Annotated in this window: 23 protein-coding genes, 1 pseudogene and 1 other annotated feature; of the genes and pseudogenes, 2 read left to right on the top strand and 22 right to left on the bottom strand. The window is 42.9% G+C overall.

What is annotated here, in order from left to right; translation table 11 throughout:
• Window positions 1-102: 102 nt before the first annotated feature.
• From P9989_RS10110 to P9989_RS21695, 4 genes and pseudogenes are all read right to left on the bottom strand, one after another.
• Entirely contained in the window at window positions 103-486 is a 384-nt protein-coding gene (locus P9989_RS10110) for a VOC family protein (RefSeq protein ID WP_283078630.1), read from the bottom strand.
• 107 nt (window positions 487-593) lie between these two features.
• Window positions 594-872 (bottom strand): ArsR/SmtB family transcription factor, encoded by a 279-nt coding sequence (locus tag P9989_RS10105; RefSeq protein ID WP_283078629.1) that lies wholly within the window; start codon window positions 870-872, stop codon window positions 594-596.
• A 421-nt stretch (window positions 873-1293) separates the two neighbouring features.
• The gene (locus P9989_RS10100) at window positions 1294-2283 is read right to left on the bottom strand and encodes an ABC transporter substrate-binding protein (RefSeq protein ID WP_283078628.1); all 990 of its coding nucleotides are present in this window, start codon (window positions 2281-2283) and stop codon (window positions 1294-1296) included.
• Window positions 2284-2685: 402 nt separating this feature from the next.
• Window positions 2686-2999: pseudogene (locus P9989_RS21695) on the bottom strand (VOC family protein); the annotation flags it as partial.
• A gap of 122 nt (window positions 3000-3121) precedes the next feature.
• Between P9989_RS21695 and P9989_RS10095 the strand changes: the two are divergent.
• The gene (locus P9989_RS10095; RefSeq protein ID WP_283078627.1) at window positions 3122-3676 is read left to right on the top strand and encodes a hypothetical protein; all 555 of its coding nucleotides are present in this window, start codon (window positions 3122-3124) and stop codon (window positions 3674-3676) included.
• 1228 nt (window positions 3677-4904) lie between these two features.
• Here the strand turns inward: P9989_RS10095 and P9989_RS10090 are convergent.
• The 14 genes from P9989_RS10090 to lspA all read right to left on the bottom strand — a co-directional run bounded on the left by P9989_RS10090 (window position 4905) and on the right by lspA (window position 19786).
• A complete protein-coding gene (locus tag P9989_RS10090) occupies window positions 4905-5870 on the bottom strand; it encodes an NAD(P)H-dependent flavin oxidoreductase (protein ID WP_283078626.1) in 966 nt (321 codons plus the stop codon).
• Window positions 5871-6161: 291 nt separating this feature from the next.
• Window positions 6162-6368: a hypothetical protein gene (locus P9989_RS10085; protein ID WP_283078625.1), complete on the bottom strand. Its 207-nt coding sequence runs from the start codon at window positions 6366-6368 to the stop codon at window positions 6162-6164.
• 132 nt (window positions 6369-6500) lie between these two features.
• Entirely contained in the window at window positions 6501-7130 is a 630-nt protein-coding gene (gene pyrE / locus P9989_RS10080) for an orotate phosphoribosyltransferase (RefSeq protein ID WP_283078624.1), read from the bottom strand.
• Window positions 7096-7839: an orotidine-5'-phosphate decarboxylase gene (pyrF, locus tag P9989_RS10075; protein WP_283078623.1), complete on the bottom strand. Its 744-nt coding sequence runs from the start codon at window positions 7837-7839 to the stop codon at window positions 7096-7098. The genes pyrE and pyrF overlap by 35 nt, the downstream gene beginning before the upstream one ends.
• The gene (locus P9989_RS10070; RefSeq protein ID WP_283078622.1) at window positions 7836-8744 is read right to left on the bottom strand and encodes a dihydroorotate dehydrogenase; all 909 of its coding nucleotides are present in this window, start codon (window positions 8742-8744) and stop codon (window positions 7836-7838) included. The genes pyrF and P9989_RS10070 overlap by 4 nt, the downstream gene beginning before the upstream one ends.
• The gene (locus P9989_RS10065; RefSeq protein WP_283078621.1) at window positions 8741-9505 is read right to left on the bottom strand and encodes a dihydroorotate dehydrogenase electron transfer subunit; all 765 of its coding nucleotides are present in this window, start codon (window positions 9503-9505) and stop codon (window positions 8741-8743) included. The genes P9989_RS10070 and P9989_RS10065 overlap by 4 nt, the downstream gene beginning before the upstream one ends.
• Complete coding sequence (gene carB / locus P9989_RS10060) at window positions 9505-12705, bottom strand: carbamoyl-phosphate synthase large subunit (RefSeq protein ID WP_283078620.1); 3201 nt, start codon at window positions 12703-12705, stop codon at window positions 9505-9507. Before carB ends, P9989_RS10065 begins: the two co-directional genes overlap by 1 nt.
• Window positions 12698-13798, bottom strand: coding sequence for a carbamoyl phosphate synthase small subunit (locus tag P9989_RS10055; protein ID WP_283078619.1), 1101 nt, complete (start codon window positions 13796-13798; stop codon window positions 12698-12700). Before P9989_RS10055 ends, carB begins: the two co-directional genes overlap by 8 nt.
• Window positions 13773-15068 (bottom strand): dihydroorotase, encoded by a 1296-nt coding sequence (locus tag P9989_RS10050; RefSeq protein ID WP_283078618.1) that lies wholly within the window; start codon window positions 15066-15068, stop codon window positions 13773-13775. Before P9989_RS10050 ends, P9989_RS10055 begins: the two co-directional genes overlap by 26 nt.
• Window positions 15058-15951, bottom strand: a complete 894-nt coding sequence (locus P9989_RS10045; RefSeq protein WP_283078617.1) for an aspartate carbamoyltransferase catalytic subunit — start codon at window positions 15949-15951, stop codon at window positions 15058-15060. The genes P9989_RS10050 and P9989_RS10045 overlap by 11 nt, the downstream gene beginning before the upstream one ends.
• Window positions 15952-16114: 163 nt before the next feature.
• Window positions 16115-17500 carry a solute carrier family 23 protein gene (locus tag P9989_RS10040; protein WP_283078616.1) on the bottom strand — a complete coding sequence of 462 codons (1386 nt, stop codon included), beginning with the start codon at window positions 17498-17500 and terminating at the stop codon, window positions 16115-16117.
• A 206-nt stretch (window positions 17501-17706) separates the two neighbouring features.
• On the bottom strand, window positions 17707-18249 hold the full coding sequence (gene pyrR, locus P9989_RS10035) for a bifunctional pyr operon transcriptional regulator/uracil phosphoribosyltransferase PyrR (RefSeq protein ID WP_283078615.1): 543 nt from the start codon (window positions 18247-18249) through the stop codon (window positions 17707-17709).
• A 158-nt stretch (window positions 18250-18407) separates the two neighbouring features.
• A complete protein-coding gene (locus P9989_RS10030; protein WP_283078614.1) occupies window positions 18408-19316 on the bottom strand; it encodes an RluA family pseudouridine synthase in 909 nt (302 codons plus the stop codon).
• Window positions 19313-19786, bottom strand: a complete 474-nt coding sequence (gene lspA / locus P9989_RS10025) for a signal peptidase II (protein ID WP_283078613.1) — start codon at window positions 19784-19786, stop codon at window positions 19313-19315. Before lspA ends, P9989_RS10030 begins: the two co-directional genes overlap by 4 nt.
• A gap of 385 nt (window positions 19787-20171) precedes the next feature.
• On the opposite strand from lspA, the gene P9989_RS10020 reads away from it, so the two are divergent.
• Window positions 20172-20945: a TerC family protein gene (locus P9989_RS10020; RefSeq protein WP_283078612.1), complete on the top strand. Its 774-nt coding sequence runs from the start codon at window positions 20172-20174 to the stop codon at window positions 20943-20945.
• 249 nt (window positions 20946-21194) lie between these two features.
• Here P9989_RS10020 and ileS read toward each other — a convergent pair whose 3' ends face one another.
• The 4 genes from ileS to P9989_RS10000 all read right to left on the bottom strand — a co-directional run bounded on the left by ileS (window position 21195) and on the right by P9989_RS10000 (window position 26057).
• Window positions 21195-23945, bottom strand: a complete 2751-nt coding sequence (gene ileS, locus P9989_RS10015) for an isoleucine--tRNA ligase (RefSeq protein ID WP_283078611.1) — start codon at window positions 23943-23945, stop codon at window positions 21195-21197.
• Window positions 23946-24029: 84 nt separating this feature from the next.
• Window positions 24030-24257 (bottom strand) — a binding site (T-box leader).
• 79 nt (window positions 24258-24336) lie between these two features.
• Window positions 24337-24852 carry a DivIVA domain-containing protein gene (locus P9989_RS10010; protein ID WP_283078610.1) on the bottom strand — a complete coding sequence of 172 codons (516 nt, stop codon included), beginning with the start codon at window positions 24850-24852 and terminating at the stop codon, window positions 24337-24339.
• A gap of 78 nt (window positions 24853-24930) precedes the next feature.
• Window positions 24931-25707, bottom strand: coding sequence for a YlmH family RNA-binding protein (locus P9989_RS10005; protein ID WP_283078609.1), 777 nt, complete (start codon window positions 25705-25707; stop codon window positions 24931-24933).
• Between the two features lie 83 nt (window positions 25708-25790).
• Window positions 25791-26057, bottom strand: a complete 267-nt coding sequence (locus tag P9989_RS10000) for a YggT family protein (RefSeq protein WP_283078608.1) — start codon at window positions 26055-26057, stop codon at window positions 25791-25793.
• Window positions 26058-26060: the final 3 nt, after the last annotated feature.

The raw sequence follows: 26060 nt of genomic DNA, 5'->3' as shown, positions 1-26060 counted from the left end.
ACAGGGAAAACATAAAATGATTTAACTTTTGACAAAAGAACACTTCACGAACTTAAAACTTGCCAATAAAGTCGTTTAGTATTAGGTTACTTCGCCATGGGGTTACTGCTGTATTATCTGAATAAGGTTGCCGCATGTATCATCGAAGACAGCTATTGTGACTTCGCCCATTTTTGTCGGCTCCATAGTAAACTTCACGCCTTTATCCAATAATCGATCGTACTCTTTACGAATATCTGCTACGCCAAACATTGTTACCGGGATGCCTTCAGCAAATAACTTTTCTTGATACTCTTTAGCGGCTGGATGGTTATTCGGTTCAAGTAAAAGCTCGGTACCTTTTTGTTCCTCGGGAGAAACTAGTGTTATCCACCTAAATTCTCCTGTGGGAACGTCATGTTTTTTTACAAATCCCAGCGTTTCTGAATAAAATTCTAGTGCCTTATCTTGGTCTTCTACGAATATACTAGTAACAATGATTTTCATACTGTTTTTCCTCCTTCGATAGTTGTGACGCATGGTGCTGGGCTAACAATCTGCTATAAGCAAAACAACTTACACATGAGTCAGAAGTCCTGTTTCGATTTATAAAATTACTCTATCCATCCTTTCAGCAAATTTTTAAGTGGTTCGTTGTTGAATATAATTACCCGATATTTTCCCTTTCGTTTTGATATTACGAGCCCTGCTTCTTCCAATGTAGTAAGATGTTTAGCGATCGCTTGTCGCGATATGGAAAGCTCGTGCTTCATAATGAGACGTGCCGTAAGTTCATACAAGGTCAGCTCATTGCGTTCAGATAGTTCATCTAATATAAGCCGCCGAGTCGAGTCGCCAAGTGCTTTGAATATAGTGTCTTTGTCCAAATTCATATTTCAAGTATATGCAACTATATGGTTGCCGTCAATAACAAGCAACTATATAGTTGCTTGTTAAAGGAACCGTATCATGCAATCTTAACCAGTTAAAGTCACCTAATTGTAATTCTGAACCATTATAAAAATATAAACTGAATTTTAACAAAAAAGTGCATTAATCCTCGTAAGGGATCAACACACTAGTTAAATTTAAAAGCATCTTATCTATTTCTTATTTTTAATACGTTCTTATTCAGCTAACCTTCCCCATTTGTTTAAGTTCACAATCTCATATCATAAAACTAAACCCACTTTTTGTCTTCCATAATGATGTAAAAAGTAATAAGCTGACTCCAAATAAAGGCCATTTGAATACAGATTTCATTTCAAGTGTGTACGTGTAGAAGTTAAGGAACGGATATATACTCCCTTACGATTATTTTTCTAACATTGCATCTACAAACTGTTCGGTTAGTTCATATGCAGATAAAATACCACCAAACGGCCATGTATCTCCGGGAAGTCGATGTGTATTTCCACTTTTTACAAAACTTAAATTTTCCCATACTGGATTACCTTTAAGTTGGTTTTCAAAAACATTGTCATCATCTTGCACAATGTACAGAAATTGAAGATTTTCATTTTGAAAAGTTTGTAGTGCCTCAACCGTTACTTTACTAAAGCCATTAGGTTTAAACTTATCTGGTTTGTAGGCATTTTCAAAGCCAAGACGTGTCATGATTTGCGATACAATTGAATTATCCGTAAACAATCGTATTACAGCCGAATTTTGTACTGAATATGCTTGAGAAACAATATACTTTGAGCCCACTAATCCAGCTTCTGTTAGTCGATTCCTTTGATCTTCAATAAATTCTTCTAGATCAGAAATCGCAAGCTCTGCTTTTTCTTTTTTGTCAACAATTTTTGCGACTTTTTTAAAATCCTCCAACATATTTTTATATTGATTTTTTATCGATTCGTTCGAGCTTGATTCAAATGTTACTACTGGGGCAATTTTCTTTAAGTTATCTAATATTTTTTCATGAGTTGATTCCATAGCAATAATAAGATCTGGTTTTGATCTTGAAATAGCTTCCAAGTTAGGTTCTGTCCGAGTCCCCACGTCTTTTACACTTTTTGCAAGCTTTTTATCCACATTGACAAACTTTTTATAGCCATTTATATCAGTGACTCCAGCAGGTTGAATACCTAATGCTAATAAATATTCTGCATAAGCCCATTGTAAGACTACAATATTTTTTGGTGTACCTTTAATGGTTTGGGTCCCCATTGCATCTTCTATTTTAATTTCCCGAACTGTCGTATTTTTATTTTTACTGGTTTTTTCCTCTTTACTTGTTTCATTACATGCAACCAACAATGATAAAACTAGTATGCATACAACAATCATTATTTTCTTCATATGTGAACCCCCCTGGCATTTTCAGCTGACTACTCGTTTGTGTACAGTCTTTTATTTTGATGTTTTGTTTTGATATCCAATTCGAATGTATGTAACTAACCACTTTCTTTTCGCCAAACAATGACCTAACCTCATCCTCATACAATTTAATTTTCCAAAGTTCTTTCGTTTGATGATTCAGTGCATAAAAGGCAATCTGAAATAATCCTAAAAGTATTTCGGTCAACCTTTCCGGCTTATTGTCAAAAATGGTTCACATTGACTGTACAACTTCAATTAAATCTATTTACCTCACCTCTTTCAACTTACATAATAATGATAATGATTCTCATTATCATTATTATGCTACCTTATCCGTGTTTTCTATTCAACAACCTAGCCCTTAAATGTAAAAAGGACGCGTTATTTGATTTGTCCCGCCAACTCTAAAATAATCCCTTCTGGCCCACGAACGTAGCATAATTTTATAAGCGTTTTCGTAGTTTTGTATCTAAACAAAAAGTTCCGCGCCTCTCTTTTTCAATTTGGCAACAACACCTTCAATATCTTCAACAGCAATGCAATATGCTGGATTCCCAAGATAACTGCAAAAGATTGCTGAATACTTTTTTATCTGACGGCGTATGGAATTTGACCAGCTCCAAAGTTGCCTGGCCGTCTGGCATCCCTAACATTACAACCGTCTCTCTAACGTCATTAAGCCCAATTATCCGTTCCACCAAGTAATCATTTAGTTGCATTTTTGTAAGAAATTATTTATAAGGGAGGTATTAGTCAGTTTGAAGGAGAATGAGGAAAATTATGGATTTAGTATAATTAATTAAGGAGAGGTTATGTCATGAAAAAGTTGTATATCCCATTTATCTTAATCTTTATTTTGTTGGGTTGTTCAAACGGGGAAGAAAAGCCTAATGGGGAGCAATCTACCGCAGAAACTCTATCATTAGAGGAACAAATCACCAATGTTATGGCAGAAAAGGAATTAAAGAATAAAGAAATTATTGACTACGACATTAAAGATAATTTTGTTTACGTGATTTTTAAAAATGAACATCCTGGTAATACTCATAATCCTGATTTAGTTATTTTAAAGAATAATAATGGAAAAATAAAATGGGTAGCTGGTCCAGATGATCGTACTCAATCAATGAGTTTACAAGGGGCAGGTGTTATGGTTTTTGGAAGAGATAAAGGCCCGAGCGTAACGATACTTTTACCAGATGAATTGCCAAAAAAAACGAATATAAAAGGAGTTAAGGTCTTAGGAGAATCTGCTAAAGCCGTAACTTACGTGAAAGAACTTACTAAAGATTATTATAAGAAGAATATGTATTGGATTGCATATACAAACGAAGAACCTACGCATGAAGATTTTGAATTTATAATGGAATAAATAACTTCTCTATTTTACGGGAAAAAAACTTTCTGGGGCGTGTGTCACACGGTACCGGACCGTAGGGAGGATAAGGAGTTGATACACACGATGCACCCAAACCCTCAATCATAAAAAAAAGAAATAAAACAATATGGAGATTAATACCTTTTATCCCTTTCTATATAGCTCATCCTTACCCTACTAAATATCTAAAACAAGTTATTTTCCTTATTACAATATGAGGAGAAAAGCCCCCTATAAACTTATATTTGACTTATTCCAGATATTAAAACCCATAATATAAAAATCGTTAAAGACGAGAAAATCGTAGTGAACACCAATCGGTTTAACTGTCTTTTTACTAGATGGAAAACTGAGACAACTGATCCAATTACTGGGGTACCAAGCCACACAATATCTTGAAGTAATATACTTTTTGAACCAATAAACCCAAGAAAATTAGTGAAAAACATTACAAACCAGATTATCTGTAAAATTAATGCTGACTTTAAAATTATGCTAGATTTAGCTGCTATGATTATTGCCCCCTTGTTCCAGATAACCACCCTTTAACTTATACCAATTATTTTAAATTATCTTATTTCGTGCAATCGCTTATCCCATTTAATGGCCCGATTGCTGAAGATCCTTAATTACTTCCCCATCTTCAGGAGCAGAACCTTTAGGGACTACTCCCGTTGTTTAACCATTTTTAGTTAAGGAACTCGTTAGTTTTAGGAGAACGTTTACCTACGAAGAATATGTAACTTGGTAGCGCTCCTAGGTCAGCGATTATAATTGTAAGAGGCATTGGTACAGTTCTCGACAAATATTATAACTGTTTTAAAAATAACAAGGTCAGGATCACAGGCTGGACTCCCACCCAATAAGCAAGTAAATGAGTTTTCCAGGAGAGAAGAATCACGAATTATCTGTTTGATGCTTTAAGAGCATAGTTGTATATACGCACTGTTTGATTAAATTGATGACAGTCGATTGCCGATGTGTGAAATTCCAACGATTCCACTAATTATGCGTAGTATAATACGCCTGCTAATTATAGAGGTGATTCCAATACCTCAATTCATTTTAACAACCTTGAATAATTAATTTTGTGGTAGAAAATTTTTAAACTTTGCTCTTCGATAATATAAGCCGTAAATTATAACAGCAAAAAGGATAACAAAGGAAAAGCAAATATAAATATGTCTATAAATAATTTCTGAAGGATAACTTTCTTGAATTGTTAATAATAATCACTACGGCTGATTAGACTGTCTCTTGCTTCCAAATATTCTTTGTGAAGTTTGTCTACAAGTTCTGCTCCACTAGTAACCTCTTTAATAGCACCAATGCCTTGACCGCTTCCCCAAATATCCTTCCATGGCTTGACGGCCTCTCCAAAATTCATCTTGGATGGATCACTTTCAGGAAGATTGTCAGGATCTAAGCCTGCTGCCCGAATTGATGGTTTCAGATAATTTCCATGTACACCCGTGAATAGATTGCTATAAACAATATCATCAGACGTACTGTCAACAATTGCTTGCTTATACTCTTCAGAAGCACGGGCTTCATGCGTTGCAATGAACGGTGAGCCAATATATGAAAAATCAGCCCCCATCGCTTGGGCAGCAAGAATTGCATCTCCCGTAGCAATCGATCCGGACAAAGCAACTGGACCGTCGAACCACTGTCGAATTTCTTGAATGAAAGCAAAAGGGCTCTTCACACCAGCATGACCGCCAGCTCCTGCTGCAACTGCAATTAAGCCATCTGCACCTTTGTCGATTGCTTTGTGTGCGAAAGTGTTATTGATTACATCGTGCAGAACAATTCCTCCGTAGCTATGTGCTGTATCAAATATCTCCTTACGGGCGCCTAAGGACGAAATAACAATGGGAACTTTGTACTTCGCACACAATTCCATATCGTGTTCTAACCGTTCATTTGACTTGTGAACAATTTGATTAATAGCAAATGGTGCAGCCGGACGATCCGGGTTTTTTGCGTTATAGGCTGCAAGCTCCTCTGTGATTTCTGCCAACCATTCATCAAGTAAGGATGCAGGTCTAGCATTCAGTGCAGGCATCGATCCAACGATCCCTGCCTTACATTGCTCTATCACTAGCTTAGGATTACTAATAATAAATAATGGTGCCCCGATTACAGGAATACGTAAATTCTGAAGTATTGACGGAATTCTTGACATTTGTTCTTCCTCCATTCAATTGAAATGTATGTAATTTGTACCTCAGATTAATTGTAAAGACATGTGCTTTAGTATTAATTTTCTGATCATTATGAATATACTACATTTAAGGTGTTTGTGCACGGGTGAACCGAACCAAATTTGCTATCACTTAACACGAAATAGCCACACACCTTGAAAACAAAACGTTCACGAAAAAGGACATGTGTATCCTGGTCAGGCAGAGTTTACCTAACCAGGCCACACATGTCCGTTTAAATTGGTTGATTGGTAGTTGCTCAGTCAACTATTTCAGCCGCTGAGAAAATAAATAAAGATCAGAATGGTGCCAAAGTAAGAAAAGACGGCCTGAGCCCAGTACCGCCTGTTTTCCTTTCTCAGCATCCATTTATTCCATAGGAAGAATGCGCCCAAACAAAGGAACAGGCTCAGCAAAGGCTCAAGCGACCACATCGATCCCATAAAGGCGAAAGCAAGCCATGTGTATAAATAAGCCATACACGTTATAAGTCCGAGTGAAGCATTTACTAAGAGAAAAATAGAATGTTTAGTAGAACCCATTGTCATCACCAAAGCTTTCCGATGTTTCTATCGTACTAGCCCTGCTTCGGAATCGCAACTAACTCCCCTTCAAGAGTGCATGAAGGCTGAAGGATTTTCCCGCCACTGTAGTAATTTACTATGCTGTTCTTCGCTTAATAATGCATCTTTTTCCATAGTATGCAGCAGGAGATTATAATCGGTTAAGGAATGAACGGGGAGACTCTTGTCAGCGAAAGCTTCTACAGCCTCAGTCAGATTATAATTAAAAATGGATAGTACGTAAGTCACTTCTACACCTTCTTGCTGCAGTGCTTCCGCGGCCTCAATTGATGACTTCCCTGTTGAAATAAGATCCTCAATGACGATGGCTTTTTGTCCCGCTTTATAAGCCCCTTCGATCTGGTTGCCTTTCCCGTGCTTTTTGGCGGAAGATCGAACATAAACCATCGGCAAGTCCAGTTGATCCGCAACCCACGCGGCGTGGGGAATTCCTGCTGTAGCACACCCGGCCACGATATCAATCTCTTCATCAATCTGTTCCATAAAGGCAGCAAATTCCCTTGTGATTCGCTGTCGGATAACTGGATAGGACATAGTAAGACGATTATCACAGTATATCGGTGATCGCAGCCCGGATGTCCATGTAAAAAAGTCATCAGGGCTTAGTTGTACAGCTCCAATATCAAGTAGATGTTGAACGAGTGGCTTGTCTTCCATTTTCAAATTCCTCCTTGATCGTTTGATAAGCAGCTAGCGGATTATTTGCCTGGGTGATGCTCCGCCCGACCACAATTGAATCACTGCCGATTTCGCCAGCTTCAACCGGGGTGGCTGCCCGTTTTTGGTCATGGAGCACACCTGTTGAACGGCGGATTCCTGGTGTTAAGGTCAAAAACGAGTTCCCGCACGTTTGTTTGATTGTCTCTACCTCATGAACGGAGCATACGACACCATCTGCTCCGGACTGATGGGCGAGCTCGGCGTAATGAGCAACGACATCCGTCATCTTTTCCTTTACAAGCAGTTCATTATGAAGCATCGTTTCATCTGTTGAAGTCAGCTGGGTAACGGCCAGCAACAGCGGTCGCTTGCCTCGACTTGATTGTTCGAGTCCTTCCCGAGCAGCTTCGATCATATGCTTTCCACCCTGGGCATGAACATTAACAACATCCACATCCAATTTTGCTAAATTACTCATCGCCCGCTTCACCGTTGTCGGAATATCATGGAGCTTTAAGTCAAGGAAGATCGGATGACCTTGCTTCGCCAATTCTTCGATCAATCCTGGACCTTCCCGGTAAAACAATTCCATCCCCACCTTAACGGGAATGTCTTGAAGCTGGTGCTGCTCGAGGAAATCCAGAGCCTGGCTTCTATCTTGTAAATCTAAAGCAAGATAGAGTGGTTGAAGATAACGTGTTTTCATACATGAACTCCTCCTATTACGTCCTTCACAGAGTGAAAACCATGAGCCGACAGAGCGTCAGGCAGTTGGTCAATTAACTCCTTGCAAATATATGGATTTTTAAAGTTTGCACTACCGACTGCTACCGCACTGGCCCCAGCCAGTAAATATTCCATAATGTCGTCAGTCGTTTCTATGCCGCCCATCCCAATGATAGGCAGATTAACGGCTTGATACACTTGATGAATCATCCGGATCGCAATAGGTTTAATCGCGGGACCTGACAAACCGCCAGTTTGATTGGCAATGATCGGCTTTCTAGTGACGGGGTCAATCCTCATTCCTGTTAACGTGTTGATCATGGATAAACCATCTGCTCCGGCTTCTTCAACAGCTTTTGCCATGGTAACAACATCGGTGACATTAGGAGAAAGTTTCACATAAAGTGGTTTGTCACTAGCTTGTTTTACCCGCTTCGTCACAGAATAAGCAAGTTCGGGATCGACACCAAACTGGACGCCTCCTTCTTTTACATTCGGACATGAGATGTTTAGTTCAAGTGCCGAGACCATACTATTCCCGAGCTTCGCTGCAACTTCTTCGTAATCTTCCATGGCACTGCCAGCGACATTTGCAATGATCGGAGTTTGGTAGGTTTCAAGAAAAGGCAGTTCTTCCTTAATAATCGCATCCACCCCTGGATTTTGAAGGCCAATTGCGTTCAGCATTCCACTTGCTGTTTCCGCCACTCTCGGTGTTTGGTTGCCAAATCGCTTTGTGGCCGTCGCTGCTTTAATGATGATCGCTCCTAAGTGAGATAAATCATAAAACTGAGCAAATTCTCGGCCAAAACCAAAGCATCCCGATGCAGGCATCACTGGGTTCTTCAACTGTAACCCAGGTAGATCAACGGTCGTATCGATCATAAAATTACCTCCTCAGGCCGGAATACGGGTCCATCAGAGCAAATCTTACGGTAACCTTTCGCATCTCCTTCATCGGCACATTCCACCACGCAGGCAAAACAGGCACCAACCCCACAGCCCATTCGCTCCTCAATGGATATATAGCCAGGGACATCTATAAGCTGCTCTTTAACTCCTTTAAGCATTACAGTAGGACCACAAGAGAAATACGTATCAAAGGAATTTACCTGCGGAATGACGTCTGTCACAAACCCTTGTGTCCCAAGGCTCCCATCATTTGTTGCCACATGCACTTCACCGAATTCCTGGAATTTGTCGATATAAAAGCCATCCTCGCTTGACCGAAATCCGAGAATGCTTGTGACCTCAATCCCTCGCTCCTGCAGCTTTCTGGCCAAGTAATACAATGGCGGAACACCGATCCCTCCCCCAATGAGCAGAGCTTTTTCTGCGGTTAATTTTTCCAGAGGGAAGCCTGTCCCACTTGGACCGAGTACATCCAGTTTTTCACCTGTCTGCTTTTTAGTTAGAGCTGCTGTTCCCTTACCCATCACCTTATAAAGCAGTGTAAATGTTCCTTTTACCGCATCAACATCAGCAATGGAAACAGGGCGTCGCAGAAAATAGTTATCACTAACCTGGATATGGACAAACTGCCCGGGGGTCTCCACACATTGCGGAAGACTCCCTTGCAGTTCCAACAGATAAGTTTGAGCAGCGATGGATCGATGAGTAATGATCGTCATCCATTCTCTTTGCATTACACGAACACCGCCTCTTTCTTCGCAATCGTCCTGGCCGTAAACGTCATCGCATCAATCACTTCTACAATCGTTTTCGCTGTATCAAGACTCGTCAAGGAGGCAATACCGTGCTCAACTGCTTCACGTCTAATTTGGAAGCCATCTGAGCGGGCACGGCGTCCCTTATTTACTGTGTTGACAACAAACTGAACGTCACCGCTGCGAATTAAATCGACGACGTCACGCTGGCTTGAACCGAGTTTTCCAACCGCTTCCACAGGCAGGGAAGATTCTTCGATCGCTCTTGCTGTCCCTTCTGTCGCATACAAGTGGAAGCCAAGCTGATGGAACGTTCTCGCGATCGCAAGCATCTCCTGTTTGTCTTTATCCGCTACTGTTAGTAACACAGCACCTTCTGTCGGTATTTTTAATCCGGCCGCTGTCATGCCTTTATAGAGAGCTTTCTCGAGGCTTTGATCATACCCGATCACTTCCCCAGTTGATTTCATTTCAGGTCCAAGCGTTGTATCAACACTGCGAAGTTTTTCAAATGAAAACACGGGTACTTTCACATATACACCGTCAGGCTTTTGAGCAATTCCTGATGAGTAGCCTAAGGAAGCTAATGTTTGTCCCATTATGACTTTCGTTGCCACCTGGGCCATCGTAATTCCGGTAATTTTACTAAGAAAAGGAACCGTACGACTGGCGCGTGGATTCACTTCGAGCACGTAGGCAGTCTCATCCAGGATGACAAATTGGATGTTGATGAGCCCCTTCATGTTTAAGTCGCGGGCTATTTTGACCGTAGCATCAATACACTGCTGTTCGAGCCGTTCCGATAAGCGCTGAGACGGATAGACAGCCATTGAGTCGCCAGAGTGGACGCCCGCGCGTTCAATGTGCTCCATTATCCCTGGAATCACAACATCCTGACCGTCTGAAATCGCATCAACCTCGATCTCCATACCTGTTAAATATTTATCGATCAAGATCGGATGACCGTTGTGTACGCGAACGTTTTCTTCCATGTAAATCAGTAACTCTTCTTCAGAGTAGACAATCTCCATCGCACGTCCGCCGAGCACATAAGAAGGTCTGACGACAACAGGGTAGCCTATTCGCTGTGCCGCTTGAATAGCCTCTTCTTCGCTCGTCACACTCTCTCCGCCAGGCTTGGCGATATCAAGGTTCGTGAGCAATTGTTCAAATAGATCACGATCTTCGGTTTGGTTGATCGCATCCATCGTTGTGCCGAGAATATTTACCCCGTGACGGCTCAGCCCCTCCACAAGATTGATCGCTGTCTGTCCGCCAAACTGAACAATGACACCTTCAGGCTGTTCAAGATCGATGACATGCATCACATCTTCAAGTGTTAACGGCTCAAAGTAAAGCTTGTCAGAAACGCTAAAGTCTGTGGATACTGTTTCCGGGTTATTGTTCATAATAATCGCTTCATAACCCATTTCTTTAAGAGCTAAAACCGAGTGAACGGTCGCATAGTCGAATTCAACTCCCTGGCCGATTCGAATTGGACCAGACCCGATGACGAGCACTTTTTTGGCTTCTGTAACGACTGATTCATTTTCGTCTTCATAGCTGCTGTAAAAATACGGAGTTTCTGAAACGAATTCACCTGCACACGTATCGACCATTTTATAAACGGGTGAGATGTTGTGCTGTTTTCTAAAACTCATTACATCATCGATGGTCGTCTCAAGCAATCGGGCAATTTGTCGATCGGAAAAGCCGGTTTCTTTCACTTCCCGTATGATGGCAGCCTCCCAGCCTGCTTCCTTCACTTTTTGCTCCAGTTGAATAATGTGCTGCAGTTTATGAAGGAAAAAGTAGTCGATGCCTGTCGTTTCATGAATCTGTGCAAGCGTAATATTTCGTCTTAACGCTTCAGCTAAAATGAAAATCCGCTCATCATCAGCCAGGTGCAATCGTTTGAAGATATCCTCGTTTGAAAGCTCGGCAACAGAAGCTACAAACAAATCATCTGTTTCCCCTTCCAGCGAGCGAATTCCTTTTAACAAAGATTCTTCAATCGTACGGCCGATCGACATTACTTCACCGGTTGCTTTCATTTGTGTACCCAGTTTACGATTTCCCTTCGCAAATTTATCAAAGGGCCAGCGCGGGATTTTCGTTACCACATAATCGAGCGCCGGTTCAAAACAAGCGTAAGTCGTCTCGGTAATCGGATTCTCGATTTCATCGAGCGTCATCCCCACCGCGATTTTAGCAGCCATTTTAGCAATCGGATAACCGGTAGCCTTTGATGCCAGTGCGGAAGAACGGCTGACACGCGGATTGACTTCAATTACATAATACTGAAAGCTATCAGGGTCGAGAGCTAATTGAACGTTACAGCCGCCTTCAATCTCAAGGACCCGAATAATTTCAAGAGATGCATTGCGCAGCATCTGATACTCACGGTCACTTAACGTTTGGGAGGGGGCTACCACAATGGAATCCCCAGTGTGGATACCAACCGGATCAAAGTTTTCCATGTTACACACAACAATCGCCTGATCGTTGGCATCGCGCATCACTTCATACTCGATTTCCTTAAAGCCGGCAATATTTCTCTCAATTAAACATTGATGAACAGGTGATTGAGCAAGTCCACTGCGCGCGATTTCCCGAAGCTGTTCTTCGTTATCACACATTCCGCCGCCGGCTCCTCCCATAGTATAAGCAGGACGAACGATAACAGGATAGCCAATCTTATTTGCAAAGTTGACGGCTTGATCGACAGAGCTGACAATTTCACTTTCCGGAACAGGCTGCTCCAGTTTATGCATGAGTGCGCGGAATTTCTCCCGATCCTCAGCCCGCTGAATCGCATCAAGCGGTGTTCCCAGCAACTCGACTTGTTGCTGTTCAAGGACTCCAGATTCACTTAAGGCTACGGCAAGATTCAATCCCGTTTGGCCGCCAAGTGTAGGCAGAATCGCATCTGGTGATTCCTTCCGAACAATTTTTGTTAAAAATTCAAGGTTTAGCGGCTCCATGTACACTTTATCGGCAAACGTGTGATCCGTCATGATAGTAGCGGGATTGGAGTTTGCTAAAATGACTTCGTATCCTTCTTCCTTCAAAGCTTGACACGCCTGGGTTCCGGAGTAGTCGAACTCAGCCGCCTGACCAATAATGATAGGGCCAGAACCAATAACTAAAATGCGTTTAATATCTGTTCGCTTAGACATGTAGAGCCTCCTTCGCTTCTTTATGGGATTCAGTGATTCTCGTTAGAAATTCGTCAAATAAGCTTGATGTATCTTCTGGTCCTGGAGAGCTCTCAGGATGATACTGCACAGAAAAGACGTTCACGCTCTGATGCTCGAGGCCTTCCACTGTGCCATCGTTCAAGGAAATTTGTGTTAAAGACAACTGTGTTGACTCAAGCGAGTCACGATCAACGGCATAGCCATGGTTTTGGGAAGTGATCGCGGTGCTGTTCGTACGTAAATCTTTCACAGGCTGATTTCCACCGCGATGGCCAAATTTCATTTTCACGGTGTCTGCACCGGAAGCCAGCGCAATCAGCTGGTGCCCAAGGCAGATTCCAAAGATTGGTACGTGCCCCATTAGCTTGCGGACTGTTTGAATGGCTTCAGGGACGTCTTTTGGATCGCCAGGACCGTTAGAAAGCATAATGCCATCTGGTCTCAGCCTTTCAATTTCCTCAGCCGAGGTATTGTAAGGTACGACAGTTACATGGCAGCTTCGCTTTGTAAATTCTCGCAGAATGCCATGCTTCATGCCGTAATCAATCAGTACAATTCGATAGCCGCGTCCTGGTACTACGTATGGCTTAACGGTCGACACCTGCTTTACTTGATCGGTCGCAAGCGGGGTATTTCTCATAAAGTCAACCAACTGTTCGACAGGACGATCAGTTGATGTAATCATCGCTTTCATCGTGCCATGCTTACGAATAATTTTGGTGAGCTTCCTTGTATCCACGCCGCTAATCCCAGGAATCCGCTTAGCTTTCAGAAATTCATCCAGCGTCTCCTCATTTCTGAAATTAGATGGATGCTTACAATGTTCTTTCACAACGACTCCTAATATTGCAGGATCGACTGTTTCAAAGTCGTCTCGGTTGATCCCATAATTTCCAACTAACGGATAGGTAAACGTAACCATCTGCCCACAGTAAGATGGGTCAGAAATCACTTCCTGGTACCCAGTCATACCAGTATTGAACACAATTTCGCCAAAACTCTCGCGATCACTGCCAAAACCTTTCCCTACAAATACTGTACCATCCTCAAGAACGAGCTGCTTCATATACATCCTCCTCAAAAACTAGTGTGCCGTTAACGATTGTTGCTACAGGCCAGCCTTTTGCACGGACTCCGTGAAAAGGACTGTTTTTCCCTTTTGATACCAAGTTGTGTCTGTCGATTGATCTTGTTTCCTCAAGGTCAATAAGAGTAAGATCTGCTGTTGCCCCTACTTCAAGCTTTCCATATGGGAGTTGGAAAATTTCACTCGGACGAATCGTCAGCCAGTTAATAAGCTGATCAAGGCTTATGGTTCCATTTTCAATAACAAGTTTGGTGTAGAGCAGCGGGAATGCTGTTTCGAGCCCGGTAATCCCAAATGGAGAGCGAAGGAAGCCCGCTTGTTTCTCTTCTTCCGTATGTGGGGCATGGTCGGTTGCAATACAATCAATTGTTCCATCCAGCAATCCGTCTAACAATGCTTGCTGATCTTCTTTAGAACGGAGTGGCGGATTCATTTTAAATAACGCATCATCCTGTGTAATGTTTTCTTCGTTTAGTAACAGATGATGGGGAGTTACTTCAGCTGTTACACGGATTCCCGCTTTCTTGGCTTCTCGGATCACGCGTACCGATTCCTTCGTTGACACGTGGCAAACGTGGTAGTGGCAATCTGCCGCTTCAGCTAACAACACATCGCGAGCAATATGAACAGATTCAGCAATGTTCGGGATGCCAGGAATGTCCAGTCGTTCACTGACTTCGCCATCATGAGCGACCCCGCCGTAAACAAGGGAATTATCCTCACAATGGGCGACAACTGCTTTATTTACTCGCGCTGCCTCCTTCATCGCCTCGTACATTTTGCCGGCCACTTGAACACCGACACCGTCATCGGTAAAAGCAAAGGCGCCCATTTCGCTGAGCTGCTCCATATTAACAAGATCCTTCCCAAGCTGACGGGTGGTGATGGCCGCATAAGGTAAGACACGCACAACCGCGTCCTGATTGATTTTTTCAAATAGGTTGGCCATCGTTTCTTCGGAGTCGGGCACAGGACGTGTGTTTGGCATCGCACAAACCGTTGTAAACCCGCCCCTGGCTGCAGCTTCCGTACCTGTAGCGATTGTCTCCTTGGCCTCCCCGCCTGGTTCTCTAAGATGGATATGGACATCAACAAAGCCGGCTGACAGCAAACGGCCTTTAGCATCGATGACTTTGTCTGCGTCTCTGTTAACTTTCTCCCCTATTTCAACAATCTGATTGTTTTCTATGAATGCTTCACATTCTACTAATTGACCTTCTACGCTTCGTTTGCTGTTTACGATTTTAATACTCATATTGCAGCTCCCCCTTTAATAACGTCTGAATAATAGCCATTCGCATCAAAACACCATTAGACATTTGCTGAAAGATTCGCGATTTTTCAGATTCTACTAATGAAGAATCAATTTCCACTCCTCGGTTTACGGGAGCAGGGTGAAGAATGACAGCCTCATCCTTCATGCATCGTTCGCGTTCTATCGTCAATCCAAACTCTTGTAAGTAATCACCCTGATTGTCGCTAATGATATGCCGTTCATGCTGGATACGCAGCAGCATCAGTACATCAACTTGCTCACAAGCTTCATCCATACTGATATAATTAATCGAAATGGACTCATCTCTCCAAGCCTCCGGGGCTACAAAGCACACATGCGCACCTAATTTTTCTAAAGCGCACGCATTAGAACGGGCGACCCGGCTATGTTTAATGTCGCCTGCTATCGCAACACGAAGTCCTTCAAAGCTGGAAAACTCTTTTGAGATTGTGTAGAGGTCTAAGAGTGATTGGGTGGGATGCTCCCCCGTTCCATCTCCGGCATTAATGATAGACAGGCTACTCACCTCATGTGCGGCTTGCTGTAGGACACCGACTTCAGGCTGACGAACAACGGCTAGCTTTACCCCAATCGCCTGTAAGGTTTTCAGTGTGTCTTCTAACGTTTCCCCTTTGGTCACGCTGGAGTCGACTCCATTCATATCGAGGACTTCCATTCCTAACCGTTTCTCGGCAATATAAAAACTATTTTTGGTTCGAGTACTGGGCTCAAGAAAAATGTTGCTCGCGAACGTCCGCTCCATTGGCAGAATGTGTTCACCAGATTCAATCGCTTGTGCGGTGTCTATTAGATTCATAATCTCTTGCTTAGTAAGGTCATTCATAGATAGTAAATGCTGCACGATTCTCCCCCCCTTAATTTCGAAAGCGTAAGCGTTTTGTTCATGAAAAAAGCACCTCCGGATATACCGGGGGTGCTTTCGCCGCGCGCGGACGAACAAGCTAAGCCCAAAGTACACCCTTCAAAGTCTCACAGGACTCTGTTAAAACGTGTATAGGTTTAGATTATGCTGCTCCATCATTCTGCTTCTGTTGTTCCACTTCAGGTGCTTCAAACATCCGGCCATTACCCTGGCTTTTTTCTTTTCCAGGGAGAATGAGGTTCAGTAAAACCCCTACGATCGCTGATAGTGCCATACCTGCAATCTGGACTTCATCTGTCACTTGAATAAATGCACCGCCTACTCCAAGCACGAGGATCACAGAGGCGATAATTAAATTACGTTTTTCTCCAAAATCTACTTGATTGTCTATTAACATTCGTAAGCCACTTGAGGCGATCGTTCCGAATAACAGAATCGACACACCGCCCATTACGGCTGAAGGAATCGACCCAATCACGGCTGTGCTCATTCCCATAAACCCGAACAGGATGGCTACAATAGCAGCGCCGCCGATTACGAATACGCTGTACACTTTCGTAATGGCGAGGACTCCTATATTCTCGCCATATGTTGTATTCGGCGGGCCCCCGAGGAATGAAGCCATCATCGTAGCGACGCCATCCCCAAGAATGGAACGATTTAGGCCAGGTTCCTTTAAGAAGTTCTTGCCGACAACCTTGGATAATACCATTTGATCACCAATGTGTTCCGTAATAGTAACAAGGGCAAACGGCACCATGACCAGGACGATATGCCAGCTAAATACTTCCGTTGGTGAAAAGTCCTTAAAGGGAATCAGAAATTCTGGCATCTGGAACAGAGCCTGGAAAAAGCCTCCGATTGATCCAGCGGATGTTATGTTCTGCCATTCTGTCTGAATCTCAGTAGTATCGACGATACCCTGGGTCATGGCGAACACATATCCACCGATGATCCCGAATAAAATCGGCAGCAGGCTTAGAAATCCTCTTAGAAAGACTGTGGCCAGGATCGTAATCCCTAACGTCACGAGCGCTACCGTAAAGTGTGTAGCACTATACACCTGCCCTTCACCTGGCAAATACATCGCCATATCAATAGCTGTAGAGGACAGTCCTAAACCAATGACAATGATTACAGGTCCTACCACAACTGGTGGAAGCAGTTTAATCAGCCAATTTAACCCGAATATGGTGATGAGTAAGGCAACCATACCGTACACAAGGCCAGCTAAAAAACTGCCAATCATCGCTCCAGCTACACCACTCGACTTGGACACCTCTACAATGGGATATATGAAAGCAAAACTTGAACCTAGGTAGGCTGGAATCCTTCCTCTTGTGATTAGCAGATAAGCCAATGTACCAAATCCGCTTGAAACTAGGGCGACGGCTGGGGATAATCCGGTTAGAAATGGTACAAGTATTGTTGCGCCAAACATGGCGAATAAGTGCTGAATGCTTAATGTAATCCATTTATGTGCTTTCGGTATTTCTCGGATACCGATAGCTCCTTCTGTTGAGTTCATGCCATTTCCTCCTTTATTTGCGCTGTGGCTCCGCAGGACGTGCCGTTCTTAGTCCAACTTCCTTTTCTAACGCCCCGCTCCGCTTTTGTCATAAAAAAACCTCTTTGCTTAAAGGTACGCAAAGAGGTTGGCGCATTGGGTGAACGCGCTTGTCATTTACGACCTTTTAAGCCTCACGGGGCTTCCATTAAAGGTGTAACATCTATTTATTTTTCAGAAATATATACTTCATCAGCAGCATCCGTTTCTGACAGTGAGACGGTCACCACTTCATTTAGTGAAGTAGGAACATTCTTTCCAACGTAATCCGCACGAATCGGAAGTTCGCGGTGACCGCGGTCTACTAGAACAGCTAACTGGATTTGTGATGGCCTTCCGTGGTCCATAAGGGCGTCCATTGCGGCACGCACCGTGCGGCCCGTATAAAGCACATCATCTACTAAGATTACTTTTTTGTTCGTTATATCTTCGGTAATGTTCGTTTCTTTTACATCCGGGTCAGCTTGATTTCCTTTTTTCGAAAGATCATCACGATAAAGAGTAATATCGAGCTCGCCTCCAGGGAGTGATTCTCCCTCTATGCTCTCTATTTTTGAACGTAGACGCTCAGCTATCGGAACACCGCGTGTTTTAATCCCTACTAGTACGACCTCTTCTACGCCTTTATTTTTCTCAATGATTTCGTGGGAAATTCTCGTAAGAGCCCGTCGAATCGCTGCATCATCAAGTACTGTTGCTTTTCTCTCCATCTGCTCACCCCTATCCATAACAAAAGCCCTTTTCCACATGAAGGCAGAAAAAGGGCATATACACACGTCGTGTGAACCGAACCTTTCTAGCCTCACGGGACTATCATTAAAGGACTATTTTATTCTATTAGCCATTATGGCAAACTTACTGACTTTTGTCAACTTCTATTTCTAAGGTGTTGGATGGTTTCCGTGAATTCCGCAGGTGGTTCGATTTCAAATGTCAATCGCTCGCCTGTGGTGGGATGATCGAATCCCAGGGTTTTTGCGTGAAGGGCTTGTCCGTCTAAATCGAGCGTTTTTCTCGGACCATACTTAGGATCCCCTGCCAGGGGATGGTTAATATAACGCATGTGAACACGAATTTGGTGGGTTCTTCCCGTCTCCAATGTACATTCAACGAGGGTGAATTCAGGGAAATGGTCAAGTACTTTGAAGTGTGTGACCGCATCCCGGCCTCCTTCTACGACTGCCATACGCTGACGGTCTTTCGTATCTCGTCCAATCGGCGCATCTATCGTCCCATATTCATGAGAGATTGATCCGTGAACAATCGCCATATATTTTCGTTCCACTGTTTTGTCCTTAAGTTGAGTAACCAGCGACTCATGGGCACGATCATGTTTGGCTACCATCAACAGGCCGCTCGTATCTTTATCAATCCGGTGAACGATACCGGGCCGCTCTACTCCGTTTATACCTGATAAGTCATCACAATGATACAGCAGAGCGTTTACGAGTGTCCCACTTTCGTGGCCAGCTGAAGGGTGAACGACCATCCCTGAAGGCTTATTGACGACAATCACATCGCGATCTTCATATACAATTTCAAGATCGATATTTTCTGCCTTCAGTTCTAATGGCTTAGGTTCAGGAATGGTCCACGTAATAACATCCCCTTCTTGAATTTTATAATTACTTTTGACAGGTTGTTCGTTGACTAATACAAGGTCCTCTTTTAACCAGCCCTGCACTTGTGACCGTGAAGCATCGTCTATGATATCCGCTAACAGTTTATCAATTCGCTTTGACTGGTCAGTATCTTTTGCCTGATAGTATTCACTCATGCTTTTACTCCTTTTTTCTGGCGTCGTTCATCAACAAATGTAGCAATAAGCACAAAGATCACGCCTATAACGAGCGATGAATCAGCCACATTAAAGATCGGAAAATTATAGTTTCCAATATAGAAATTTAGAAAATCAACGACTTCTTTTCGAAATAACCGGTCAATGAAGTTCCCAATCGCACCGCCTAAGATTAAAGCAAGGGCCACCCCAACGAATCTGCTTTGTTTCGCGTATTGACCCATATAATAGATAATTACACCAATTACGATGACGGTAACGATGTAGAAAAACCACATTTGACCTTGCAGGATTCCCCATGCTGCGCCTCGATTTCGATGGGAGGTGATGTAAAAGAAATCCTCTATAACAGGAATGGATTCACGTATCTCCATCGTCCGTACAATGATCCACTTTGTCAGCTGATCAATGGCGACAATTGCAGCAGCAATCAAATAGTATATATACATAACCGGCCTCCATTATTATTTTCCTATGTAATTGTATCATAAAATGGAATGAAGCGGAGAAGCTAGCTTTACTTGTATTCACATGGATAAGCTTGACATGAATCGGGAACTGTAATATTTGCATTTAGTTTTAACAACCGTGGTTAAAAATATTGACTTATACTGGCTAACGTGGTTAACTATTCATAGAATTCAAAGGGGAGTAGCTTTAACAGTAACTGTCGTCATTACAGAGTCTTGAGATCACTCTCGGCATTACTGGCAACTTTTGTTAGCAAGACCTTTGCCTAAGTTGAATGGTGAAGGTCTTGTTTTTTGTGGTCTATACCAGTTCAACTTAAAAATGCATTACGCTTATATTGACGTCTTGAAAGGAGAAATCAACATGGAATCAATCTGGCTCGAATATGGCTGGACTTTACTGGTATTAATTGGTCTGGAGGGAATATTATCTGCTGATAATGCCCTTGTGCTTGCGGTGATTGCCAAGCATTTACCAGAAGAAGAAAAGAAACGTGCAATCGATTATGGTATTCTTATGGCCTTTATTTTCCGATTTGCTGCTATCTTCCTTATCTCATTTTTGGCAGGTGTCTGGCAAGTTCAGGCGATTGGGGCAGCTTACCTCATTTACCTCGGTGTCAAACATGTGTATGCCACGTTTTTCGTTAAGAAAAACGAAGGCGAAGAAGATGAAGAAGATAAAACAGGGGCCGGTTTTTGGCCTACTGTAGCAAAAATCGGTGTTGCCGACGTGGCTTTTGCCATCGACTCCATTCTGGCAGCCGTGGCCCTGGCCGTCACATTGCCAGCTACTCCCCTTCCGCAGTTCGGTGGAATGGATGGAGGTAAATATGCAGTCATCGTTATCGCTACCATCGCAGGACTGGTGCTCATTAAATTTGCGGCTAACTGGTTTGTACAACTTCTTGAAAAACGTCCCGGCTTGGAGACAGCAGCTTATTTAATCGTCACGTGGGTAGGTGTAAAGCTAGCTATTATTACTCTGTCCCACCACAATGTCGGTGTGCTGCCTGAAACATTTGCTCACAGTACAACCTGGACGATTATTTTCTGGACTGTCCTACTGGCCATCGCAATTGGCGGATGGTTCATGTCTGATAAGAGTAAGAACTCACAGAAAGAGTATTCTAACTAAAAGTCAGTTTATTGAAACCTTCAAAAGCCCTAACCTCAAAATCTGAGGCTAGGGCTTTTTTTAATATCATCCTGTTGTCTGACAAGCCTGCATTGGTTCGAGCAGGACTTGCAGCACCCAAAACCACTTTGGTTCTTCCCAAATTAGTATCAATTCTTCTGAAACTCTACAGGATTCTTACCTAAATGAATAGATTCTACCCATCCTAAAAAAACGTGCCGCTCAGTTAACTTGAGCGGCACGCACTTTTTATACTTCATAATGTTCTTTAACAACAGTTGCACAACGTCCACACAATTCTGGATGATCCTGATCTTTTCCAATATCATCAGAAGATACCCAGCAGCGCTCACATTTTTCACCTGAATGCTTCACAACTTCTACGTTCACATGCTCATAAGACTGAGCGTCTGTTGCCTCTGTTGCAACAGTTGCATCCGACACAATCAGCAGCTGATGTATGTGATCAATACTCGTAAGAACTTCTCGTGTTTTATCATTCTTAGGAACCAGCGTCACACGGGCCTCCAGTGATTTTCCGATCACTTTTTCATTACGGGCCGCTTCAAGTGCTTTTAACACGTCATCGCGAACTTCCATAAAGTGATCCCATTTCTCCACGAGTGCTGCATCGACAGGGTCATTTGCTTCCGGCATATCTGTCAGCTGGACACTGGCAGTATCTACTCCCGGAATAAACTTCCATGCTTCATCGGCCGTATGTGGGGTAATCGGTGACATCAGCTTCACGAGAGACGTTAGAATTTTGTAGTAAACCGTCTGGATGCTGCGACGATACGGGTGGCTTTTTGCTTCAATATACAGAATATCTTTTGCAAAATCTAAATAAAACGAACTTAAATCAATGGTACAGAAATTGTGTATCTTGTTATAGACAACAGAAAATTCGTAGTCATCATATGCCTGGCGAACATCACCCACAAGCGTATGGAGACGATGCAGCATATACTGATCCACTTCTTGCAGGTTCTCATCACTCACCATGTCTATGTTTGGATCAAAGTCGTGTAAATTACCGAGCAGGAAGCGGAAGGTGTTACGAACCTTACGATATACTTCAGCCACTTGCTTCAAAATTTTATCGGAAATTCTGACATCGGCCTGGTAATCCGCGGAAGCGACCCAAAGGCGAATAATATCGGCGCCCAGCTGCTTCATCACTTTGTCGGGAATGATTACATTTCCAAGCGACTTACTCATCTTGCGGCCGTTGCCATCAAGAGCAAACCCATGACTCAAGATACCTTTGAACGGAGCCTTTCCTGTAACCGCAACCGCTGTTGATAGGGAAGAGTTAAACCAGCCTCTGTATTGGTCGGATCCTTCCAAATAAAGATCGGCAGGACGATTGAGCTCCTCTCTTTGATGCAGTACACCCTGGTGGGATGAGCCGGAATCAAACCATACGTCCATAATGTCAGTTTCTTTGGTAAACTCGCCATTCGGACTATGCTCAGACGTAAATCCATCAGGAAGCAAATCTTTTGCTTCTCGCTCAAACCAGACATTCGAACCGTGTTCACGGAATAGCTCGGATACGTGACTGATCGTTTCGTCTGTAATGATCGGTGTGCCATTTTCAGCATAGAAAACAGGAATCGGCACGCCCCAGGTACGCTGGCGGGAAATACACCAGTCCTGACGATCGCGGACCATGTTATACAAACGTGTTTCTCCCCACTTAGGCGTCCATTTTACTTGATTGATTTCCTCCAGTAGGTCTTCCCGGAAATCTTTAATCGAAGCGAACCATTGATCCGTTGCCCGGAAAATAGTCGGTTTCTTCGTACGCCAATCATGAGGGTAAGAGTGTGTAATGAACGCAAGGCTTAACAAGGCACCCGCTTCTTTCAATTCATCCGTAATAGGTTTGTTAGCTTTATCATAGAACATGCCTTCATAGCCTGGTGCTTCCTCTGTGAACACACCTTTATGATCGACAGGACAAAGAACATCAAGACCATATTGCTGTCCTACCCAGAAGTCATCTTCCCCGTGACCAGGTGCTGTGTGAACACATCCTGTACCGCCATCAACCGTTACATGATCACCAAGAACGACGAGCGATTCACGATCATACAATGGATGTTTGGCCGTTATACGATCCGCTTCTTTTCCTTTGAAAACTTGCTTCACTTCATAATCTGTCCACTCAAGCTTTTCAGCTACAGTGTCCAACAAATCGCGAGCAATGATAAATTTATTCTGATCTACTTGAACAACAGCGTAGTCATAGCCCGGATTTAAAGCGATCCCTAAGTTAGATGGAATCGTCCAAGGCGTTGTCGTCCAGATAATGAATTTCTCATCACCCTCCAGCAGCCCTTTACCATCTTTAACGTCAAAAGCTACATAAATAGACGGTGAACGTTTATCCTGGTACTCAATTTCAGCCTCAGCTAAGGCAGATTCAGAAGATGGAGACCAGAAAACTGGCTTAAGACCTTTATAAATATACCCTTTCTTAGCCATGTCACCAAACACCTTAATTTGTTCGGCTTCATAATCTTTATTTAATGTAATATAAGGATTATCCCAGTCCCCGCGAACTCCCATCCGTTTAAATTCAGTTCGCTGACTGTCCAGCTGACCTAAAGCATATTCGGCGCAGCGCTTGCGGAATTCCGCAACAGACATCTTTTTTCGATCAACCTTTTTCTTAGCTAGGGCAGATTCAATCGGCAGTCCATGCGTATCCCAGCCAGGTACGTATGGTGCATGGTAACCAGCCATTGATTTATATCGCACAATAAAATCTTTTAATGATTTATTTAATGCATGCCCCATGTGCAGGCTTCCGTTGGCATAAGGAGGTCCATCGTGCAACACGAACAACGGACGACCTTCTGTCCGTTTTTGAACTTCCTGATAAATATTTAAGTCTTCCCATGTTTTTTGCATTTCCGGCTCACGATTCGGTAAATTGCCTCGCATCGGAAATTCTGTTTTTGGCATCAACAATGTTTCTTTGTAATTCATAGATGCTCCTCCTTATTTTCATAAAACTAAAGCTTAAAGCGCCTCTTTTTAATTCAGACGATAAAAAAGCCTCCCCACCCCATAAAAAGGGGCGAGAAGGCTCGCGTTACCACCCTAATAAATTAGCTAAAATCAGCTAAATCACTTGTCTTATTCGTATCGTGAATGACACGACTACATCTACTGCATATTGGTTCGACGTAGTAACTCAAGGGGGATTTTCCAACAGAAGCAAGCTTCGGTCTTCCACCATCACCGAATCGCTTAACAGATCCTTGCATCCCTGCGTACTTTCCCTATCATCGTTTAATTCATATTTAATTATCCAAGATAAATAAACACGGGCATTTCACTTTATGCTTATGCATTATATGTAATCCTGTTCACGAAGTCAAGTATTATTGTTTGCCAGCTCTTCCTTCAGATCAATTTCTTCATCGAACTCAGTTTCAAAGAGATGATCCCAGTCATCATTATCAATCATTTCAACCTGCGCTTCCACAAGCATACGCAGTCTCATCTTGAACACTTTCGCCTGTTTTTTCATTTCTTCTACTTCTACAGCAATTCGTCTGGATTTCTCAAGCGCTTCATTTATAATACGGTCCGCATTTTTTTCCGCTTCACGGACGATAAGTTTCGATTCCTTCGTCGCACTATTTTTAACTTCTTCTGCTGTTTCCTGCGCGACAAGAATAGATTTATTCAACGTCGTTTCAATCGTATTGAAGTGACCTAGACGTTCATTCATCTGTTCGACTTCACGTTCGAGTTCCTTCTTCTTACGAATGACGATTTCATAATCTTTGATGACTTGATCCAGAAATTCATTTACTTCATCTTCATCATACCCTCTGAACCCGCGTGTAAATTCTTTATTGTGAATATCAAGTGGTGTTAAAGGCACACCGGCCACCTCCCTATAAGTGTCGATACAAACAGCTATGGTACTTGTTTCGACATTCGCTCGTGTAATTCCTCTAATTTATCCAATTAATTTAGAAATCGTCACACGATACTTTTCCTTTTTTGTCATGCCATTGATTTGGTCCACTCTGCTTCTTCCATTCCCCCGGACAGATAGGAGATCTCCGGCTTCTAAAAGGAAAGACGAGCTTTCCACCGTTTTGAAGTTGACTTTCACATGGCCTGCTTCAATATACATCGCTGCCTTTTTGCGTGAGACACCGTATATTTCTTTCACAACAACATCAAGCCTTAAGGAGCTTAACGTGGCGTCTTTTGACTGCCACACTTCGTTACTCTCCATCATCGAGCTGAGCGGTTTTTGCTCGAAGCTTACTTTTGCTTTTTTCACTCCGGTAAAATTCATGCATATGTAATCACTGATTTCAGAAGCAGCCAGAATATGAATCCATCCATCCTGAACGATAAGGTCCCCGAGTTTTTCCCTGCGAATGCCGAGAGACATAAATGCCCCAAGTACATCCCTGTGCTCAAGTGTCATAAACTTATCAGGATAACTTGCTTCTAACAACACCACATTGAAATCTTGATCGCTAATCACTTCATATTCAGGAGCTATGACCGCTCGTTTTCTTTCACTGTTTTCAGAGCCGCCGTATAAGCCCCATTTCAGCACAGAGTTATTCCCCATGACAGCGCTCACGATCTGTTGTTCCCGCGGGTTGAGAAAGTCACTTTCTTTGCGTTCATAGCGCATCTCTACATCATTTTCCCAGGCGATCACCTGATCAATGAACAGACGCTCGTCTTCCCTGAAATGCTGATAGATTTCCATTACTTCACCACCGTTTACGACAAAAAGAACAGATAAGAGGCTGGCTGCTTTCGGCTAGCATCTAACCTGTTCCGATTCGGTTATTAATAAAAGATCATGTTAAATAAAACTTGTAGACCTTGTCCTGCAAACCGTAATACGAAAATGGCCACAAGAGGAGATAAATCAATCATTCCTAAAGGCGGGATGATCTTTCGAAACGGCTCTAGAAACGGTTCACACATTTTACTGAGAATCTCGCCGAAACTTGACTCTCTTGCACCTGGGAACCAGGACAATAGAATGTAAATAATTAAGAGCCAACTATAAATATTAATCGCAAAAAATAAAACATTAAACAACTGATCCATTAT

Origin of the sequence: Halobacillus naozhouensis, from assembly GCF_029714185.1 — a bacterium.
Classification (GTDB): domain Bacteria; phylum Bacillota; class Bacilli; order Bacillales; family Halobacillaceae; genus Halobacillus_A; species Halobacillus_A naozhouensis.
This window is presented reverse-complemented; position numbering and strand designations above follow the sequence as displayed.

Excerpts from the sequence above, each read along its gene's own strand:
- P9989_RS10110 (WP_283078630.1), bottom strand. The coding sequence starts at position 486 with ATGAAAATCATTGTTACTAGTATATTCGTAGAAGACCAAGATAAGGCA.
- P9989_RS10105 (WP_283078629.1), bottom strand. The coding sequence starts at position 872 with ATGAATTTGGACAAAGACACTATATTCAAAGCACTTGGCGACTCGACT.
- P9989_RS10100 (WP_283078628.1), bottom strand. The coding sequence starts at position 2,283 with ATGAAGAAAATAATGATTGTTGTATGCATACTAGTTTTATCATTGTTG.
- P9989_RS10095 (WP_283078627.1), top strand. The coding sequence starts at position 3,122 with ATGAAAAAGTTGTATATCCCATTTATCTTAATCTTTATTTTGTTGGGT.
- P9989_RS10090 (WP_283078626.1), bottom strand. The coding sequence starts at position 5,870 with ATGTCAAGAATTCCGTCAATACTTCAGAATTTACGTATTCCTGTAATC.
- P9989_RS10085 (WP_283078625.1), bottom strand. The coding sequence starts at position 6,368 with ATGGCTTATTTATACACATGGCTTGCTTTCGCCTTTATGGGATCGATG.
- pyrE (WP_283078624.1), bottom strand. The coding sequence starts at position 7,130 with ATGGAAGACAAGCCACTCGTTCAACATCTACTTGATATTGGAGCTGTA.
- pyrF (WP_283078623.1), bottom strand. The coding sequence starts at position 7,839 with ATGAAAACACGTTATCTTCAACCACTCTATCTTGCTTTAGATTTACAA.
- P9989_RS10070 (WP_283078622.1), bottom strand. The coding sequence starts at position 8,744 with ATGATCGATACGACCGTTGATCTACCTGGGTTACAGTTGAAGAACCCA.
- P9989_RS10065 (WP_283078621.1), bottom strand. The coding sequence starts at position 9,505 with ATGCAAAGAGAATGGATGACGATCATTACTCATCGATCCATCGCTGCT.
- carB (WP_283078620.1), bottom strand. The coding sequence starts at position 12,705 with ATGTCTAAGCGAACAGATATTAAACGCATTTTAGTTATTGGTTCTGGC.
- P9989_RS10055 (WP_283078619.1), bottom strand. The coding sequence starts at position 13,798 with ATGTATATGAAGCAGCTCGTTCTTGAGGATGGTACAGTATTTGTAGGG.
- P9989_RS10050 (WP_283078618.1), bottom strand. The coding sequence starts at position 15,068 with ATGAGTATTAAAATCGTAAACAGCAAACGAAGCGTAGAAGGTCAATTA.
- P9989_RS10040 (WP_283078616.1), bottom strand. The coding sequence starts at position 17,500 with ATGAACTCAACAGAAGGAGCTATCGGTATCCGAGAAATACCGAAAGCA.
- pyrR (WP_283078615.1), bottom strand. The coding sequence starts at position 18,249 with ATGGAGAGAAAAGCAACAGTACTTGATGATGCAGCGATTCGACGGGCT.
- P9989_RS10030 (WP_283078614.1), bottom strand. The coding sequence starts at position 19,316 with ATGAGTGAATACTATCAGGCAAAAGATACTGACCAGTCAAAGCGAATT.
- lspA (WP_283078613.1), bottom strand. The coding sequence starts at position 19,786 with ATGTATATATACTATTTGATTGCTGCTGCAATTGTCGCCATTGATCAG.
- P9989_RS10020 (WP_283078612.1), top strand. The coding sequence starts at position 20,172 with ATGGAATCAATCTGGCTCGAATATGGCTGGACTTTACTGGTATTAATT.
- ileS (WP_283078611.1), bottom strand. The coding sequence starts at position 23,945 with ATGAATTACAAAGAAACATTGTTGATGCCAAAAACAGAATTTCCGATG.
- P9989_RS10005 (WP_283078609.1), bottom strand. The coding sequence starts at position 25,707 with ATGGAAATCTATCAGCATTTCAGGGAAGACGAGCGTCTGTTCATTGAT.
- P9989_RS10000 (WP_283078608.1), bottom strand. The coding sequence starts at position 26,057 with ATGGATCAGTTGTTTAATGTTTTATTTTTTGCGATTAATATTTATAGT.